Source organism: Dactylosporangium salmoneum, from assembly GCF_039532525.1.
GTDB lineage: Bacteria > Actinomycetota > Actinomycetes > Mycobacteriales > Micromonosporaceae > Dactylosporangium > Dactylosporangium salmoneum.
The window spans coordinates 72,082-84,959 of record NZ_BAAARV010000030.1; the positions used below are offsets into that span (position 1 = coordinate 72,082).

A 12,878-nucleotide genomic window follows, 5' to 3' on the forward strand; every position below is an offset into this window, starting at 1 on the left:
GAAGTAGCCGGGCACAGAGTCTGGACCGGCCGCGAGGGCCGAGTCGGTCGCGGGGAGCCTGTCCGGTCGCGGGGAGCCTGTCCGGTCGCGGGCCGGACAGGCCGCAGAAGCCCGCCGCGGCGCCCGTGTCCGGGTGCGGTCCTAGCCGGTCGCGCCGACGGAGGTGGCCCGGGCCGACGGGAGGTTCGTGCGGAGCGCAGCGGGTTCGGTAAAGGCGGCGGGGAGCCGGCACCCGGGTCGAACGGGCCGGTGATGGGGTCGGGCAGGCGGCGCCCCCTCGCCGCCGCCTGCCCGGCCTCACCGCCGCCGCCCGGTCGGGGCTTGGCCCGCGCGCGGGAGCGGCCGGTCCGTTGCTACTGCGTTGCCGCCGTCAGAAGGGCTCGAAGTCCTTTGATGGCCTCCTCGTCACCATCCACCCGGATCGGCGAATGCACATCGGTCATTGGGATTGATTCGCGTGCCCAGAGCCACCGGAGAAGGTGGTCCGCAGGGCCCGTTACCACCGCGTCGGCCGAGGTGCTTGTGGCCTGGGGTGCGAGGGCGGTGGCCACCACGCCGTCAGGGCCGATCCGCATCAGCCAGGCGGCGATCACCGGCGCCGCGGACGCATCCCCGGAGCCGGTCGCCGAGGAGCCGGGCAGCGGGTCAGGCGAGGAGCCGTCCAGGGCCGAGGGCGGCGCCGGCGGTGGGCCGGCCGTGGCCGTGGAGGCGGTTGCCGCGGCCGCGTAGGCGGTCACGAGGGTGGACGGCGAGGCGGCGGGGGAAACGGGGGCGGTGGCCTCGATGCGGACCGAGTGGGCCCCCATGCCGGACAGGACGGCGGCAAATTCCTCCGGGTAGGTCTTCACCAGGTAGGCGACGAACAGCTGCAGGATCTCGTCGATGCCGTCCACCGCCAGGTCGGCGGGGATGGGATCGGGATCGGCGTGGTGGGCCAGCTCGGCGTCGAGGCGGTGGATGACGGACTCCTGGGCCATGCGGCGGATCCAGAACATCACCGTCTGGTCTGGGCCGTGCCAGGTCTGACAGGGGTCGGTGTCGCCGCGCCGGGAGAACTCGTGGGTCAGGGCGGCGTAGCCGCGGTCGAGCAGGGCGAGCGGCTCCTCCGTCTCGACCTCGGCGGGCGGCCACGGGTCGGGCCAGGCGCCTGTCTGCATCACCGCGGCCTTGTGCAGGTAGACCTGAGCGACGTGGCGAACCAGGTCGGCAACGGTCCAGCCTGGGCAGCTAGGCACCGCGGCGGTCAGGCCCGTGCCGGCGACGTCGCGGAGGCGCATGTAGTCGAAGGCGAGGCACTGGAGCAAGCGCGAACGTTCCATGCCCCGACTCAACCACATGGGTACGACAAAAAGTCAGCGCACGGCTGGCCGTACCGCGGGAACTCCAGCCGTCTCGTGCACCCGCACGTGCAGGCGAGGGCGCAGGCCGACGTGGATGTGGCCCCGCACGCGGCGCAGCTGGACGATGGCCACGGCCAGGGCGGCGAGCAGGGAGATCAGGCCGCCGAGCCACAGGCCGGAGCGGGGGCCGTAGCGCTCGGCGCACCAGCCGATGATCAGCGAGCCGATGGGGGTGGTGCCGAGGAACACCAGCACGTAGAGGGCCATCACGCGGCCGCGGAAGGCGGCGTCCGTGCCGAGCTGCACTCGCTGGTTGGCGGCCTGGGCGAAGTAGATCATGAAGAAGCCGGTCGGGACGAGCAGGATCACCGCGGTCACGAAGTTCGGGGCGAACCCGACGAGCGTCTCGAAGCCGGCGAAGAGGATGGCCGCGGCGAGGATGCGGTACACCGACGGGCGGTTGCGGCGCCGGGAGCTGGCCAGCGCGCCGGCCAGGGCGCCGATGGCGATGGCGGTGGTGAGCAGGCCGAAGTACTTCGCGTCGACCCGGAACTCGACCCTCGCCAGCACCGCCAGGGTCAGCTGGAAGTTGAACCCGAACAGGCCGACGATCAGCACGAGCAGGATGGCGAGGCTCAGGTCGGGGCGCTGCCAGACGTACTTCAACCCGTCGATCGTGCGCGCCTCGCTCGCCGACACCGTCGTCCCCTCGACGCGGAACAGCTCCGCGGTGCGCATCCGCGACAGGCAGAGCAGCGGGGCCGTGCACAGGATGGCGGTGAGCAGGAAGATCGGGCCGGTGCGGTCGTGCAGCACAGCGATGATCACGCCGGCGAGCGCCGGGCCGACGATGCGGGCCGTGTTGAAGGTGGCCGACGACAGCGACAGCGCGTTGGGCAGCAGCTCCCTGCCGACCAGCTCGGAGACGAACGACTGGCGCACCGGGGTCTCGATCGCGCTGATGACGCCGAAGAGGGCGGCCGTCACGAAGACCCACCACAGGTTGGCCAGGCCGGAGACCACGAGCGCACCGAGCAGGGTGGCGACCACCGCTGAGGCCGCATTGGCCAGGAGGAGCAGGCGTCGCTTGTCGAACCGGTCGGCCAGCTGCCCGCCGTACAACGTGAGGAGCAGAACCGGCATGAACTGCAGCGCAGTGACGACGCCCAATGCGGAGGCGGAATTGTTCGACAGCTGCAGGACGAGCCAGTCCTGCGCGGTGAAAAGCATCCAGGTGCCGAGAAGCTTGACGAGCTGACCGATGGAGAAGAGCCGATAGTTGCGAACTTGCAAAGAGCCGAACGTGGTACCTGTCATGCGCTGCGTCCGATCCTCCCCATAATCTCGGCGGCCCTGGTCAGCACCTCGCGCTCCTCCGGCGTGAGGGCCATGAGCTGTTTGGCGAGCCATTCGTCGCGGGTGCGGCGGTGCTCGGCGACGACCGCGCGGCCCGACTCGCTGGCGGACAGCAGAACCTGCCGGCCGTCGGTCGGGTGCGGTGAGCGCTGGACCAGTCCGCGCTCCTCCAGCTTCGCGACGATCTTGGTGAGGGTCGGCGGCTGGACCCGCTCGACCTCGGCGAGCTCGCGCGGCGTCAGCGCGCCGCCCAGCTCGAGGCTCGTCAGGGCGGACAGCTGAGTGATCGTGAGATCGCCCATCGGCCGTGCCTGGCGCAGGCGCCGGTTCAGCCGGGTGATGCTGTCGCGCAGGGCCGCCGCGAGCTGGGCGGCCGCGAGCTTGGGGGTCCGGACCATCACGTTAGTTAGCTTACCTAATGAGCATGGCTAACGACCTGTGCCATCGGTCACCATGCACCTGCGGGTGACGCCACCGGGCGAGTACCGTGATCAGCGTGACGAGGCCCTCCCAGCCACCCAAGCCGCTCGACCCGCCGATGGTGCCCTTCGCCGTGGCGGGCATCGTGCTGTGGGTCATCGCCGCGCTGATCATGCTGCCGTTCCACGACCGGCTGGCCGACTCGGGGCGCGGCGACTGGCTGCACATCGCGATCGCGGGCGCACTGTGGGGCATCCCGGGGCTGCTCACGATGATCGTGCACGACCGGAACCGGCGGCGGCGCCGGGCGCGGGCGGCGTCCGATTCCTTCAAGACGGACGAGCCGGCCGCCCCCTAGCTTGGAGCCATGGCACTTCGACTCAACGTCATCGGCATCGTCGTGGCCGACATGGCCCGCTCGCTCGCGTTCTACCGCCGCCTCGGGCTCGATGTGCCCGCGTCGGAGGACGCCAACCCGCACGTCGAGCACGTGCTGCCCGGCGGCGTGAAGCTGGCGTGGGACACCGTGGCGACGATCCACTCGTTCGACCCCGAATGGACGCCGCCGGTCGGGGGCGGGCGGATCGGGCTCGCCTTCGAATGCGACTCGCCGGCCGACGTGGACAAGGTTCACGACGAGCTGGTCGCGGCCGGGTACGACGGCCACAAGGCGCCTTGGGATGCCTTCTGGGGTCAGCGGTACGCCGTCGTGCACGATCCGGACGGCAACGGCATCGACCTGTATGCGTCCCTGTCGTAATTTGCTCTTGCCACGGCGGAGCCGGTAGGGAGGCCCCCCAGGGGCCGACCGGTGTCTGACGGGAGCAACGGTCTCCAGTTGTACGGACCGGAGCCCAGAATCATTTCAGTAATTCACTGAGGGTTATTCCGGTCAGCGCCTTCACCTCGCGCGAGAGGTGGGCCTGATCGGCATAACCCGAATTCGCGGCGACGGCGGCATAGGCCATCCCGCGGCGTGCCTGATCGAGGGCGCCGTTGAGCCGGAGGATACGGTCGAGGGTCTTGAGACCGTATCCGTAGAGGAACAATCCGCGCCTATGCAGTTGTCGCTCGCTCATGCCAATTTCGGCGGCCACGCCGGCGACCGGGTGCCCGGTGCGCAGGTGGGCGAGCACCCGCGTGGCCAGCGGATCGGGGTCGGCCTCCACCGCGAGCAGGACGTCCTCCAGCAGCGACGCCCGGTCGGAGGCCTCGTCGAGCCGCTCGGTCAGCCGGCGCACACGCCCGGACGGCCACAGGTCCCGCAGCGGAACCCGCCGATTGCGCAGCTCACTGGCGGCCACACCGAGGAACGCCGGTCCGGTCCCGGGCGCGAACCGCACCGCCGTGGAGCGCCGGCCGGCGGCACTCCACGTCAGATGCGCGGTCGTGTCAGGCCCGGCGACGAACAGCTCGCCGTCGGAGTGGATGACGTCCATGCAGCCGTCGGGAAGGATACGGCTCGAGTGGGACCGATGGGGGGCGAGCCGCCAGACGACCGCACCGGGTATACGGGACGGTCGCTCTGTGTAGTTCGACTCAGCCGTGCCCATAGGGTTCGGCCGGCTCGTCGGCGTCGACCGAGCCCGAGGCGCGGCTCACGGAGACCGCCTCGACCTCGCTGTCGTCGAACACCGTCGGCAGCTCGTCGACCGGCTGGACCTGCTCGACGAGGACCTCGGAGTGCGCGCCGCAGCCGTGGTCGACCGAGACGACCTGCGCGTCGTCGGGCGCGTACTCGTTGCCGCACACGCCGAACGCCTGCCGCATCGAGCCGGCCAGCTGCAGGTAGAAGCCGCACGTGCCGCAGCGGGCCGAGGACGGGGCGGCGACGGAGATGGGCGCGTTGGGGCCGCGGTCGCCGTCGTACCAGCGCTGGGCCGCGTCGAGGCGCCCCTCGCGGGACAGCACGCGGGTGCGGCCGAGGCCCAGCTCAAAGTTGGCCTCTTCGACCGCGGGATCGTCGGACTGCACGTAACCGGGCTGGAGGCGCGGGTCGTCCGACGGGGTCGGCAGCAGGTCGCCCACGCCGAGGTCGCCCGGCTGCAGCCGCTCCTGCCAGGGCACCCACTCCGGCGCGCGCAGCGCGTCGGGGCCGGGCAACAGCGTCGACTCGCAGATCGTGACCTGCTTGCTGCGCGGAATGCGGGTGACGGTGACGGCCCAGCGCCAGCCGCGGTACCCGGGCAGGCCGCACTCGAAGAAATGCGTGACGAGGCGCTCACCCTCGGCGACGACACCCAGGTGCTCGCCGATGTGATCCGGATCGACGACGTCCAGACCCTGGAGCGCGACCTCGACGGCGTCCGTCAGGACCTGGTCGGGCTTGGCGGCGCGGCCGCTTCCGCGCGCGGGTGCAGTCGAGGCAGTCACTCCACCATTGTTCCTCATCGCCACGCCCTGTGGGCACGGCGGCCCCGGCGCGCCCCCGAAACTGTCGTACCCATGGTTCAGGATGGTGGCATGTCCGTGATTCGAGGAGTGGCTCAGACCGTGGTCACCACCGTGCGTGCGGCACGGGTCGCGACCGTCGGCACGACCAGGGCCGGCCGGTTCCTCGGGCGCAACATCCTGCGGGTCCGCGAGCGCGGGGCCGGCGGCGAGACGGGCATGCTGCGACTGCTCGATCTGCACGCGGCGTCCTGCGCCGGGGACACCCTGGTCGCGCTCGGTCTCGCCGGGACCATCTTCTTCTCGGTGCCGGCCGGGGACGCCCGGGGCCGCGTCGCGCTCTACCTGGTCGTCACGATGCTGCCGTTCGCGCTGCTCGCACCGGTGATCGGCCCCGTCCTCGACCGGTTCCGCCACGGCCGGCGATATGCGCTGGCCGTGACCATGCTGGGCCGGGCGTTCCTGGCGTTCATGCTCTCCGAGCACCTCACCGGCTGGGCGCTCTATCCGGCCGCGTTCGGCATGCTCGTGCTGTCCCGGGCCTACGGCGTGGCCCGCAGCGCCGCCGTGCCGCGCCTGCTGCCGGCGGGCCTCGGCCTGTCCGAGGCGGGCGCGCGGGCCTCGGTGTTCGGCACGTTCGCCGGCGCCATCGTGCTCCCCGTCGGCCTCCTGTTCGGGCAGTTCGGGGCGCCGTGGCCACTGCGGCTGGCGATCCTGGTCTTCCTCTACGGCATGGTCACCGCCCTGCGCCTGCCGCCCCGCGCCGACTCCGACCCGCCGGAGACGATGCCGAGCATCCTGCGGCCGATGGGCCGCCGCGGGGTGAAGGTCCTCAGTGGCCGCGTGGTGGTGGCCGCCCTGATCGGCGGGGCCACGCTCAGGGCCCTGTTCGGGTTCCTGACGTTGTACCTCGCTTTCGCCGTCAAAGCGGGCACGGTGCCGGTCCGGCTCGCCGCCTGGCAGCTCTCCCAGCAGCAGGCGATCGTGGTCGTCGCGGCGGCGCTCGGCGTCGGGTCCTTCCTGGCCACCGCGATCGGCACGCGGCTGCGCATCCACCGGCCGGCGCTGCTGCAGGGGGTCGGCATCGTGCTCACCGCCCTGGTGGCGATCCTGGCCGCGCAGCGCAACTCGCTCGGCACGATCGCCCTGCTGTGCCTGTTCACCGCCATCGCCAGCGGCCTGGCCAAGCTCGCCCTCGACGCCTCGATCCAGGAACGGGTCGACGAGCACGTCCGGGCGAGCGCCTTCGCCCACTCCGAGACACTGCTCATGATCGCCTGGGTGCTGGGCGGCGCCGTCGGCCTCATCCCGTTCGGCGGCTCGTGGGGGCTGCTGCTCGCCGCCGCGTTCGCGACGCTGGGCGCGGTGCGCGCGGTGTACTCCGCGGTGGTGCTGCGCAAGGAGCGGCTGCGCGGGGCCCCGCCCGACGTCGCCGCCTCCGACGCCACCACGGTCGCCACGCCGGCGGCCGCGTCCTCGGGCACCGCTGCCGCCGGGGCCTCCGGCGGGCAGGCGCCCCCGACGGCGCGGATGCCGGCCGGAGACGCGACCACGGTGCCGCGGCCCGCGGAGACGGTCACCGTGCCGCGACCGGCCCCGGCCGACGACGACGGGGAGCGGCGGCGCTTCGGCTGGCGACGGCGGACCACGGCGGGCGAGACGGCGGCCGAGGCGGACCGCGAGCGCGCGCAGCCGGAGCCGGCGGCCGCGCCGACCGCGACGCGCAAGATGCCCACGGTGGACGGCGAGGACGGCGGGTCGCCGTTGGCGCCGCCGGGGTACACGCTGTACCGGCCGTCGGGCACCGATCCGACCGCCCGCCTCCGGGACGACGACCGATGAGCGGCCGCAGGCCGGGCCGCGGATTGCCACCTGCACCGCGTGGGTACTCACCGGCTCTGACGGTTATGCCACGGGGGCCGGTCGTGAGTGGCACGGGCTGGTCGATCGGGCGCGGCCTCGGTGTTGGCGGCGGCGGGCGCGCGGGGCTTGGAAGCGCGCGGCGGTCATGGGGGAACGGGTCGGGGACCCGGCTGGAGGGGGACAACGGATGAGGCGATTCCTCGGGTACGAGCGGGCGTTGATCGTGACCGCCGTCGAGGCGGAGCGGGCCGCGGTGCTCGGCGGGCTCGGCGTCGACGGGCAGGCGCCCGATGCGCTCGAGACCGGGGCGCCGGTCGTCGTGGTGGCCTGCGGCGTCGGTCCGGCGGCTGCGGCGGCGGTGACCTCGCAGTTCCTGACCATGGCGATGCAGCAGGGCGCGCCGTTCGACGTGGTGGTGTCGGCCGGCATCGCGGGCGGGTTCGCCGGGCGGGTCGAGATCGGCGGGCTGGTCGTGGCGACCGAGTCGATCGCGGCCGACCTCGGCGCCGAGGGGCCGGACGGGTACCAGAGCGTGGACGACCTGGGCTTCGGCACGTCCCGGCACGACGCCGACCCGGCGCTGCTGCGGCAGCTGCGCCAGGCCCTGCCCGAGGCCGTCGGCGGGCCCGTGCTGACCGTGTCGACGGTGACCGGCACCGCCCACTCGAAGGAGCTGATCGAGAAGCGCCACCCCGACGCCGTCGCCGAGGCGATGGAGGGCTTCGGCGTCGCCACCGCCGCGCGCCTGTGGCCGGCCGCCGCCTTCGGCGAGATCCGGTCGGTCTCCAACGCCGTCGGGCCGCGCGACCGCGCCGCCTGGCGCATCCCGCAGGCCCTCGCCACCCTGCGCGAGACCTTCGCCATCCTGACCGGGCGCGGCCTCTAACCCGCCAGGGGTCACCCCCGGCCGGGCGGGGCACAGGGCGGTCCACCGGGGCAGGACGACGGGGCGGCACGGCGTCGGGGCACCCCGCATCGAGGGGGCGGTCGCGGGGTAGCGGGACACCCGTGGTCAGGCGCACCGCTGCGGGGCCACCAGGGCGCTGGAGACGGCCGCGCGGCACCCAGGTCGGGTGGCGGGGACACCCGAGGTCTGGCATGGCGCTGCGGGCAACCCGAGATGGGCTCGGGGCAACGCGGCGTGGGCTGATCCCGACGGAGCCGACCCGGGCGAGTGCAGCGCCAACGAGACACGTCCCGAGCCGGGTCAGGGGTGGTCGAGCCCGGGCTGAACTGGAGGTGGCCGGGCCTCACGCGGCGGCGGACCGGCCGGGGCCGAGGCCGCGAGTCGGGCCAGCAGCCCCGGGAGGCCCGGCGGGGCAGCGGCCCGGGATGCGAGGCGGGCCAACAGCCCAGGGCGCGGCGAGCCAGCAGCCCCCGGCGCGCGGCGGGGCAGCGGCCCGGGATGCGAGGCGGGCCAGCAGCCCCGACGCGCGGCGAGCCAACAGCCCCCGACGCGCGGCGAGCCAACAGCCCAGGACGCGCGGCGGAGCGGGGCCTGGTGGTTCGCGTGGCGCGTGGCGGGATCGATCGCGGGGGCGTTGCGGCCGTGGCCGGACCGCGGCGGCGAGGTGGTGGCGAACCCGAGGGCTCAGCTTCGGAGCGGGCATCCCGGGCGGTGGGGCGGGAGAGTCGCGAGGGTCACACCGGGGGTTTCGTGACTCGGGGTGCGGGCTGCGCCCCGAGGTCTAGATTCGGGTTTGTGACGCTTTCGCTCGCATTCTCGCCGTGCCCCAACGACACGTTTGTGTTTCACGCGCTGACGCACGGGCTGGTGGCCGGGGCGCCCGGCTTCGACGTGACGTTCGCCGATGTCGATGTTACGAACACGGCGGCGCTGAACGGGGAGTTCGACCTCGTCAAGGTCAGCTACGCGGCGTTGCCCTGGCTGCTCGACAAGTACACGCTGCTGCCCTGCGGCGGGGCGCTCGGCCGCGGCTGCGGGCCCCTCGTGCTCGTCAAGGATCCCAGCATCGGCTCGCTGGCGGGCAAGCGCGTGGCGGTGCCCGGGGACCGTACGACCGCGTATCTGCTCATGCGGCTCTGGTCGGCCGCCGAGCCGCCGGCCTCCGTCGAGGTCGTGCCGTTCGCGGAGATCATGCCCGCGGTGGCGGCGGGGCGGTTCGACGCCGGGCTGGTGATTCACGAGGCGCGGTTCACGTTCCAGCGGTACGGGCTGCGGGCGCTGGTCGATCTCGGGGAGTGGTGGGAGAACGACACCGGGCTGCCGATCCCGCTCGGGGCGATCATCGCGCACCGCGATCGGGTCGATCCCGAGCAGGCGACCGCGTGGATCAAGGAGTCGGTGCGGCTGGCCTGGGAGAATCCGCGGGCGAGCCGGGAGTTCGTGCTGGAGCACGCGCAGGAGATGGAGCAGGCGGTCGTCGATCAGCACATCGCGCTGTACGTCAACGAGTTCACCGCCTCGCTCGGGCCCGACGGGCACGCCGCCGTCGACGCGCTGCTCAACCGGGCCGCGGCCGAGGGGCTGGTGCCGGCCACTCCGCTGGTTGGGGCATAAGCCGCAACAACGGTATAAAGGAGGCCCGTGCGCGAACGGCGCACGGGCCCATGTGAGCGGGGCTAGACCTCCAGCTCCCGCGCCACCAGGTGCACGGCCTCGGCGACCGTGCGGGACGTCTTGCGGTCCGGGAAGCGGCCGCGCTGCAGGTCCGGCTGGATCTTGGCCTCCAGCACCTTGATCATGTCCTCGATCAGGCCGTGGAGTTCCTCCGGCGGGCGGCGGTTGGCCACCGCCCGGGCCTCGGTGACGGACGGCGGCGCATCGAGCAACTTCACCTGCAGGGCCTGACTGCCCTTGCGGCTCTCGACCACCCCGAACTCGACCCGCTGACCGGTCTTCAGTTCACCCACGCCCGACGGCAGGGCCGCCTTGTGCACGAAGACGTCTCCCCCGTCGTCGCTGGTGAGGAACCCGAAACCCTTCTCCTGGTCGTACCACTTCACTCGACCCGTCGGCACGCTGCCCTGCTCCCCAGTGTCGGACCCGTCCCGGGCGCGCCTCACGCGCGGCACGCGGGATTGCACACCAAGGCTAGTCACCCGAAACGACCCGGCCAACCGAGATCATGCCTTGGAGAAATGCCGGGAACGGGTGCAGATCGGGGTAGACCACCGCGGCGCCGGCCGCGCGGAGTTCCTCGGCGGAACACGGGCCCGTGGTCACGCCCACGCCCGGGATGCCGGCCAGCGCGGCGGCCTGCATGTCGGCCACGTGGTCGCCGACGTAGGCGGTGGCGCCGATCTCGCGCAGCACCTGAGCCTTGCCGGCGTGGAAGACGTCGCCGTAGACCCGGTCGACCGCGATGCCCAGGTGCGCCAGGTGCGCCTCGGCCAGGCGGCCCAGCTTCGAGGTGATGACGACGATCCGGGCAGGCACCCGGCGTACCGATGCCAGGGCTTCCAATGCTCCTGGGAGGGCCACCGCGGGCGTTATGGCGTGGTCCACGTAGAGCGCCCGGAAGATGCCGACCGCCTCCTCCACCCGCTCGGGCGGGAACCACTCGGCCATTTCCTGCCGCAGCGGCGGGCCGAGCCTGGTCACCGCGAGGTCGGCATCGATGGGAACGCCCGTGCGTGCGGCTAGCGCGCGCCACGTGGCGGCGATGCCGGGCCGGGTGTCGAGGAGCGTCATGTCAAGGTCAAAGCCAATGACAACCGGTTGTTGAGACACCCTTAAGGATGCCCAGGTCAAAGTAGGTGGGCCATCGAGAAAGGGGCCCGTCTCCTATTGACGGGCTGAGACGTTGACCACTACCGTCACGATCACTTTTAGGAAAGTTTCCTAAGGGAACATCCAGGAGACGCGATGAAACGATCTGTCCGCAACGGCCTCATCGTCGCCGCCGCGTTGGCGGCGGCCGGGGCCGTCGTGCCTATCGTCACGACTAACGCCAACGCCGCCGGCAACCTCAGCGCCACGTTCACGGTCGACCAGGACTGGGGCACGGGCTGGGGCGCCAGCTACAAGATCACCAACGGCACCGCGAGCGCGATCAACGGGTGGACGCTCGAGTTCGACCTTCCCGCGGGCGGTTCGATCACCAGCTTCTGGGACGCCGACGTGACCCAGACGGGTCAGCACTACGTCGCGAAGAACAAGTCCTGGTCCACGACGCTCGCCGCCGGCGCCAGCTTCAGCTGGGGCATGAACGGCGCCGGCGCCAAGCCGCCGCTCAACTGCAAGATCAACGGCGTGAGCTGCAGCGGCGGGACCCCGACCACGGCGCCGCCGACCACCACCACGCCCCCGACCACGCCGCCGGTGACGACCTCGCCGACCACCAAGCCGCCGACCACGCCCCCGCCGACCACCAGCACCCCGCCGTCCACGGGCAGCAAGAAGGTCGTCGCGTACTTCACCGACTGGGGCATCTACGGCCGCAACTACCAGGTCAAGAACATCGAGACCAGCGGCTCGGCCTCGAAGCTGACCCACATCATGTACGCGTTCGGCAACACCACGGGCGGCCAGTGCTCGATCGGTGACAGCTACGCGGACTACGACAAGGCGTTCACCGCGGCCGAGTCGGTCGACGGCGTCGCGGACACCTGGGACCAGCCGCTGCGCGGCAACTTCAACCAGCTCAAGAAGCTCAAGGCCAAGCACCCCGGCCTGAAGGTCATCTGGTCCTTCGGCGGCTGGAGCTGGTCGGCCGGCTTCACGCAGGCGGCGGCGAACCCGACCGCGTTCGCCAACTCCTGCTACAACCTGGTCAACGACCCGCGCTGGGCCGGTGTCTTCGACGGCATCGACATCGACTGGGAGTACCCGAACGCCTGTGGCCTGCAGTGCGACGCGAGCGGCCCCAACTCGTTCAAGAGCCTGATCGCGGCGGTCCGCGCCAAGTTCGGCTCGAGCGCCCTGGTCACCGCGGCCATCACGGCCGACGGCTCCAACGGCGGCAAGATCGACCTGGCCGACTACGCCGGCGCCATCTCGAACCTCGACTTCATCGACCCGATGACGTACGACTACTTCGGCGCCTTCAACGCGCAGGGCCCGACCGCCCCGCACTCGCCGCTGACCTGCTACTCGGGCATCCCGACGGCCGGCTTCTGCTCCGACGCGGCGATCCAGAAGCTCAAGTCCAAGGGCATCCCGGCCAGCAAGCTCCTGCTCGGCATCGGCTTCTACGGCCGCGGCTGGACGGGCGTCACCCAGGACGCGCCCGGTGGCACCGCGACCGGCGCGGCCCCCGGCACCTACGAGGCGGGCATCGAGGACTACAAGGTCCTGAAGAACAGCTGCCCGTCGACCGGCACCGTCGGTGGCACCGCCTACGCCAAGTGCGGCAACAACTGGTGGAGCTACGACACGCCTTCGACGATCAACAGCAAGATGGCGTACGCCAAGCAGCAGAGCCTGGGCGGCGCGTTCGTCTGGGAGCTCTCCGGCGACACGTCCAACGGCGAGCTGATGACCGCCGTGAGCGGTGGCCTGAAGTAACGGGAAGTACTGCACTACGAGGGCGGGCCCGCCGGGCC

General features: G+C 72.1%; 13 protein-coding genes. 6 read left to right on the top strand and 7 right to left on the bottom strand.

Features of this window, described 5'->3' with window-relative positions; genetic code table 11:
• Nucleotides 1-353 precede the first annotated feature (353 nt).
• The 3 genes from ABD352_RS20490 to ABD352_RS20500 are packed head-to-tail and all read right to left on the bottom strand — an operon-like array spanning nt 354 to nt 3,094.
• Nucleotides 354-1,319: a maleylpyruvate isomerase N-terminal domain-containing protein gene (locus ABD352_RS20490; RefSeq protein WP_344614034.1), complete on the bottom strand. Its 966-nt coding sequence runs from the start codon at nt 1,317-1,319 to the stop codon at nt 354-356.
• Between the two features lie 33 nt (nt 1,320-1,352).
• Nucleotides 1,353-2,657 carry an MFS transporter gene (locus ABD352_RS20495; protein ID WP_344614035.1) on the bottom strand — a complete coding sequence of 435 codons (1,305 nt, stop codon included), beginning with the start codon at nt 2,655-2,657 and terminating at the stop codon, nt 1,353-1,355.
• Complete coding sequence (locus tag ABD352_RS20500; protein ID WP_344614092.1) at nt 2,654-3,094, bottom strand: MarR family winged helix-turn-helix transcriptional regulator; 441 nt, start codon at nt 3,092-3,094, stop codon at nt 2,654-2,656. Before ABD352_RS20500 ends, ABD352_RS20495 begins: the two co-directional genes overlap by 4 nt.
• Before the next feature lie 140 nt (nt 3,095-3,234).
• Between ABD352_RS20500 and ABD352_RS20505 the strand changes: the two genes are divergently transcribed.
• Together ABD352_RS20505 and ABD352_RS20510 are read left to right on the top strand one after the other, a co-directional pair.
• Complete coding sequence (locus ABD352_RS20505; protein WP_344614093.1) at nt 3,235-3,474, top strand: DUF2530 domain-containing protein; 240 nt, start codon at nt 3,235-3,237, stop codon at nt 3,472-3,474.
• A 9-nt stretch (nt 3,475-3,483) separates the two neighbouring features.
• Entirely contained in the window at nt 3,484-3,876 is a 393-nt protein-coding gene (locus ABD352_RS20510; RefSeq protein WP_344614036.1) for a VOC family protein, read from the top strand.
• A 100-nt stretch (nt 3,877-3,976) separates the two neighbouring features.
• Here ABD352_RS20510 and ABD352_RS20515 read toward each other — a convergent pair whose 3' ends face one another.
• Together ABD352_RS20515 and ABD352_RS20520 are read right to left on the bottom strand one after the other, a co-directional pair.
• On the bottom strand, nt 3,977-4,669 hold the full coding sequence (locus ABD352_RS20515; RefSeq protein WP_344614037.1) for a DUF6597 domain-containing transcriptional factor: 693 nt from the start codon (nt 4,667-4,669) through the stop codon (nt 3,977-3,979).
• Nucleotides 4,656-5,507, bottom strand: coding sequence for a DUF3027 domain-containing protein (locus ABD352_RS20520; protein ID WP_344614038.1), 852 nt, complete (start codon nt 5,505-5,507; stop codon nt 4,656-4,658). Before ABD352_RS20520 ends, ABD352_RS20515 begins: the two co-directional genes overlap by 14 nt.
• A 72-nt stretch (nt 5,508-5,579) precedes the next feature.
• On the opposite strand from ABD352_RS20520, the gene ABD352_RS20525 reads away from it, so the two are divergent.
• The 3 genes from ABD352_RS20525 (at nt 5,580) to ABD352_RS20535 (ending at nt 9,891) form a co-directional block, all read left to right on the top strand.
• Nucleotides 5,580-7,349, top strand: a complete 1,770-nt coding sequence (locus tag ABD352_RS20525; RefSeq protein ID WP_425553578.1) for an MFS transporter — start codon at nt 5,580-5,582, stop codon at nt 7,347-7,349.
• 208 nt (nt 7,350-7,557) lie between these two features.
• On the top strand, nt 7,558-8,256 hold the full coding sequence (locus ABD352_RS20530) for a futalosine hydrolase (RefSeq protein ID WP_344614039.1): 699 nt from the start codon (nt 7,558-7,560) through the stop codon (nt 8,254-8,256).
• 816 nt (nt 8,257-9,072) lie between these two features.
• Complete coding sequence (locus ABD352_RS20535; RefSeq protein ID WP_344614040.1) at nt 9,073-9,891, top strand: 1,4-dihydroxy-6-naphtoate synthase; 819 nt, start codon at nt 9,073-9,075, stop codon at nt 9,889-9,891.
• A 62-nt stretch (nt 9,892-9,953) separates the two neighbouring features.
• On the opposite strand, the gene ABD352_RS20540 is transcribed toward ABD352_RS20535, so the two are convergent.
• Together ABD352_RS20540 and ABD352_RS20545 are read right to left on the bottom strand one after the other, a co-directional pair.
• A complete protein-coding gene (locus ABD352_RS20540; RefSeq protein ID WP_344614041.1) occupies nt 9,954-10,352 on the bottom strand; it encodes a cold-shock protein in 399 nt (132 codons plus the stop codon).
• Between the two features lie 73 nt (nt 10,353-10,425).
• Entirely contained in the window at nt 10,426-11,064 is a 639-nt protein-coding gene (locus ABD352_RS20545) for an HAD family hydrolase (RefSeq protein WP_344614094.1), read from the bottom strand.
• 135 nt (nt 11,065-11,199) lie between these two features.
• Between ABD352_RS20545 and ABD352_RS20550 the strand changes: the two genes are divergently transcribed.
• Nucleotides 11,200-12,840 carry a glycosyl hydrolase family 18 protein gene (locus tag ABD352_RS20550; RefSeq protein ID WP_344614042.1) on the top strand — a complete coding sequence of 547 codons (1,641 nt, stop codon included), beginning with the start codon at nt 11,200-11,202 and terminating at the stop codon, nt 12,838-12,840.
• Nucleotides 12,841-12,878 lie beyond the last annotated feature (38 nt).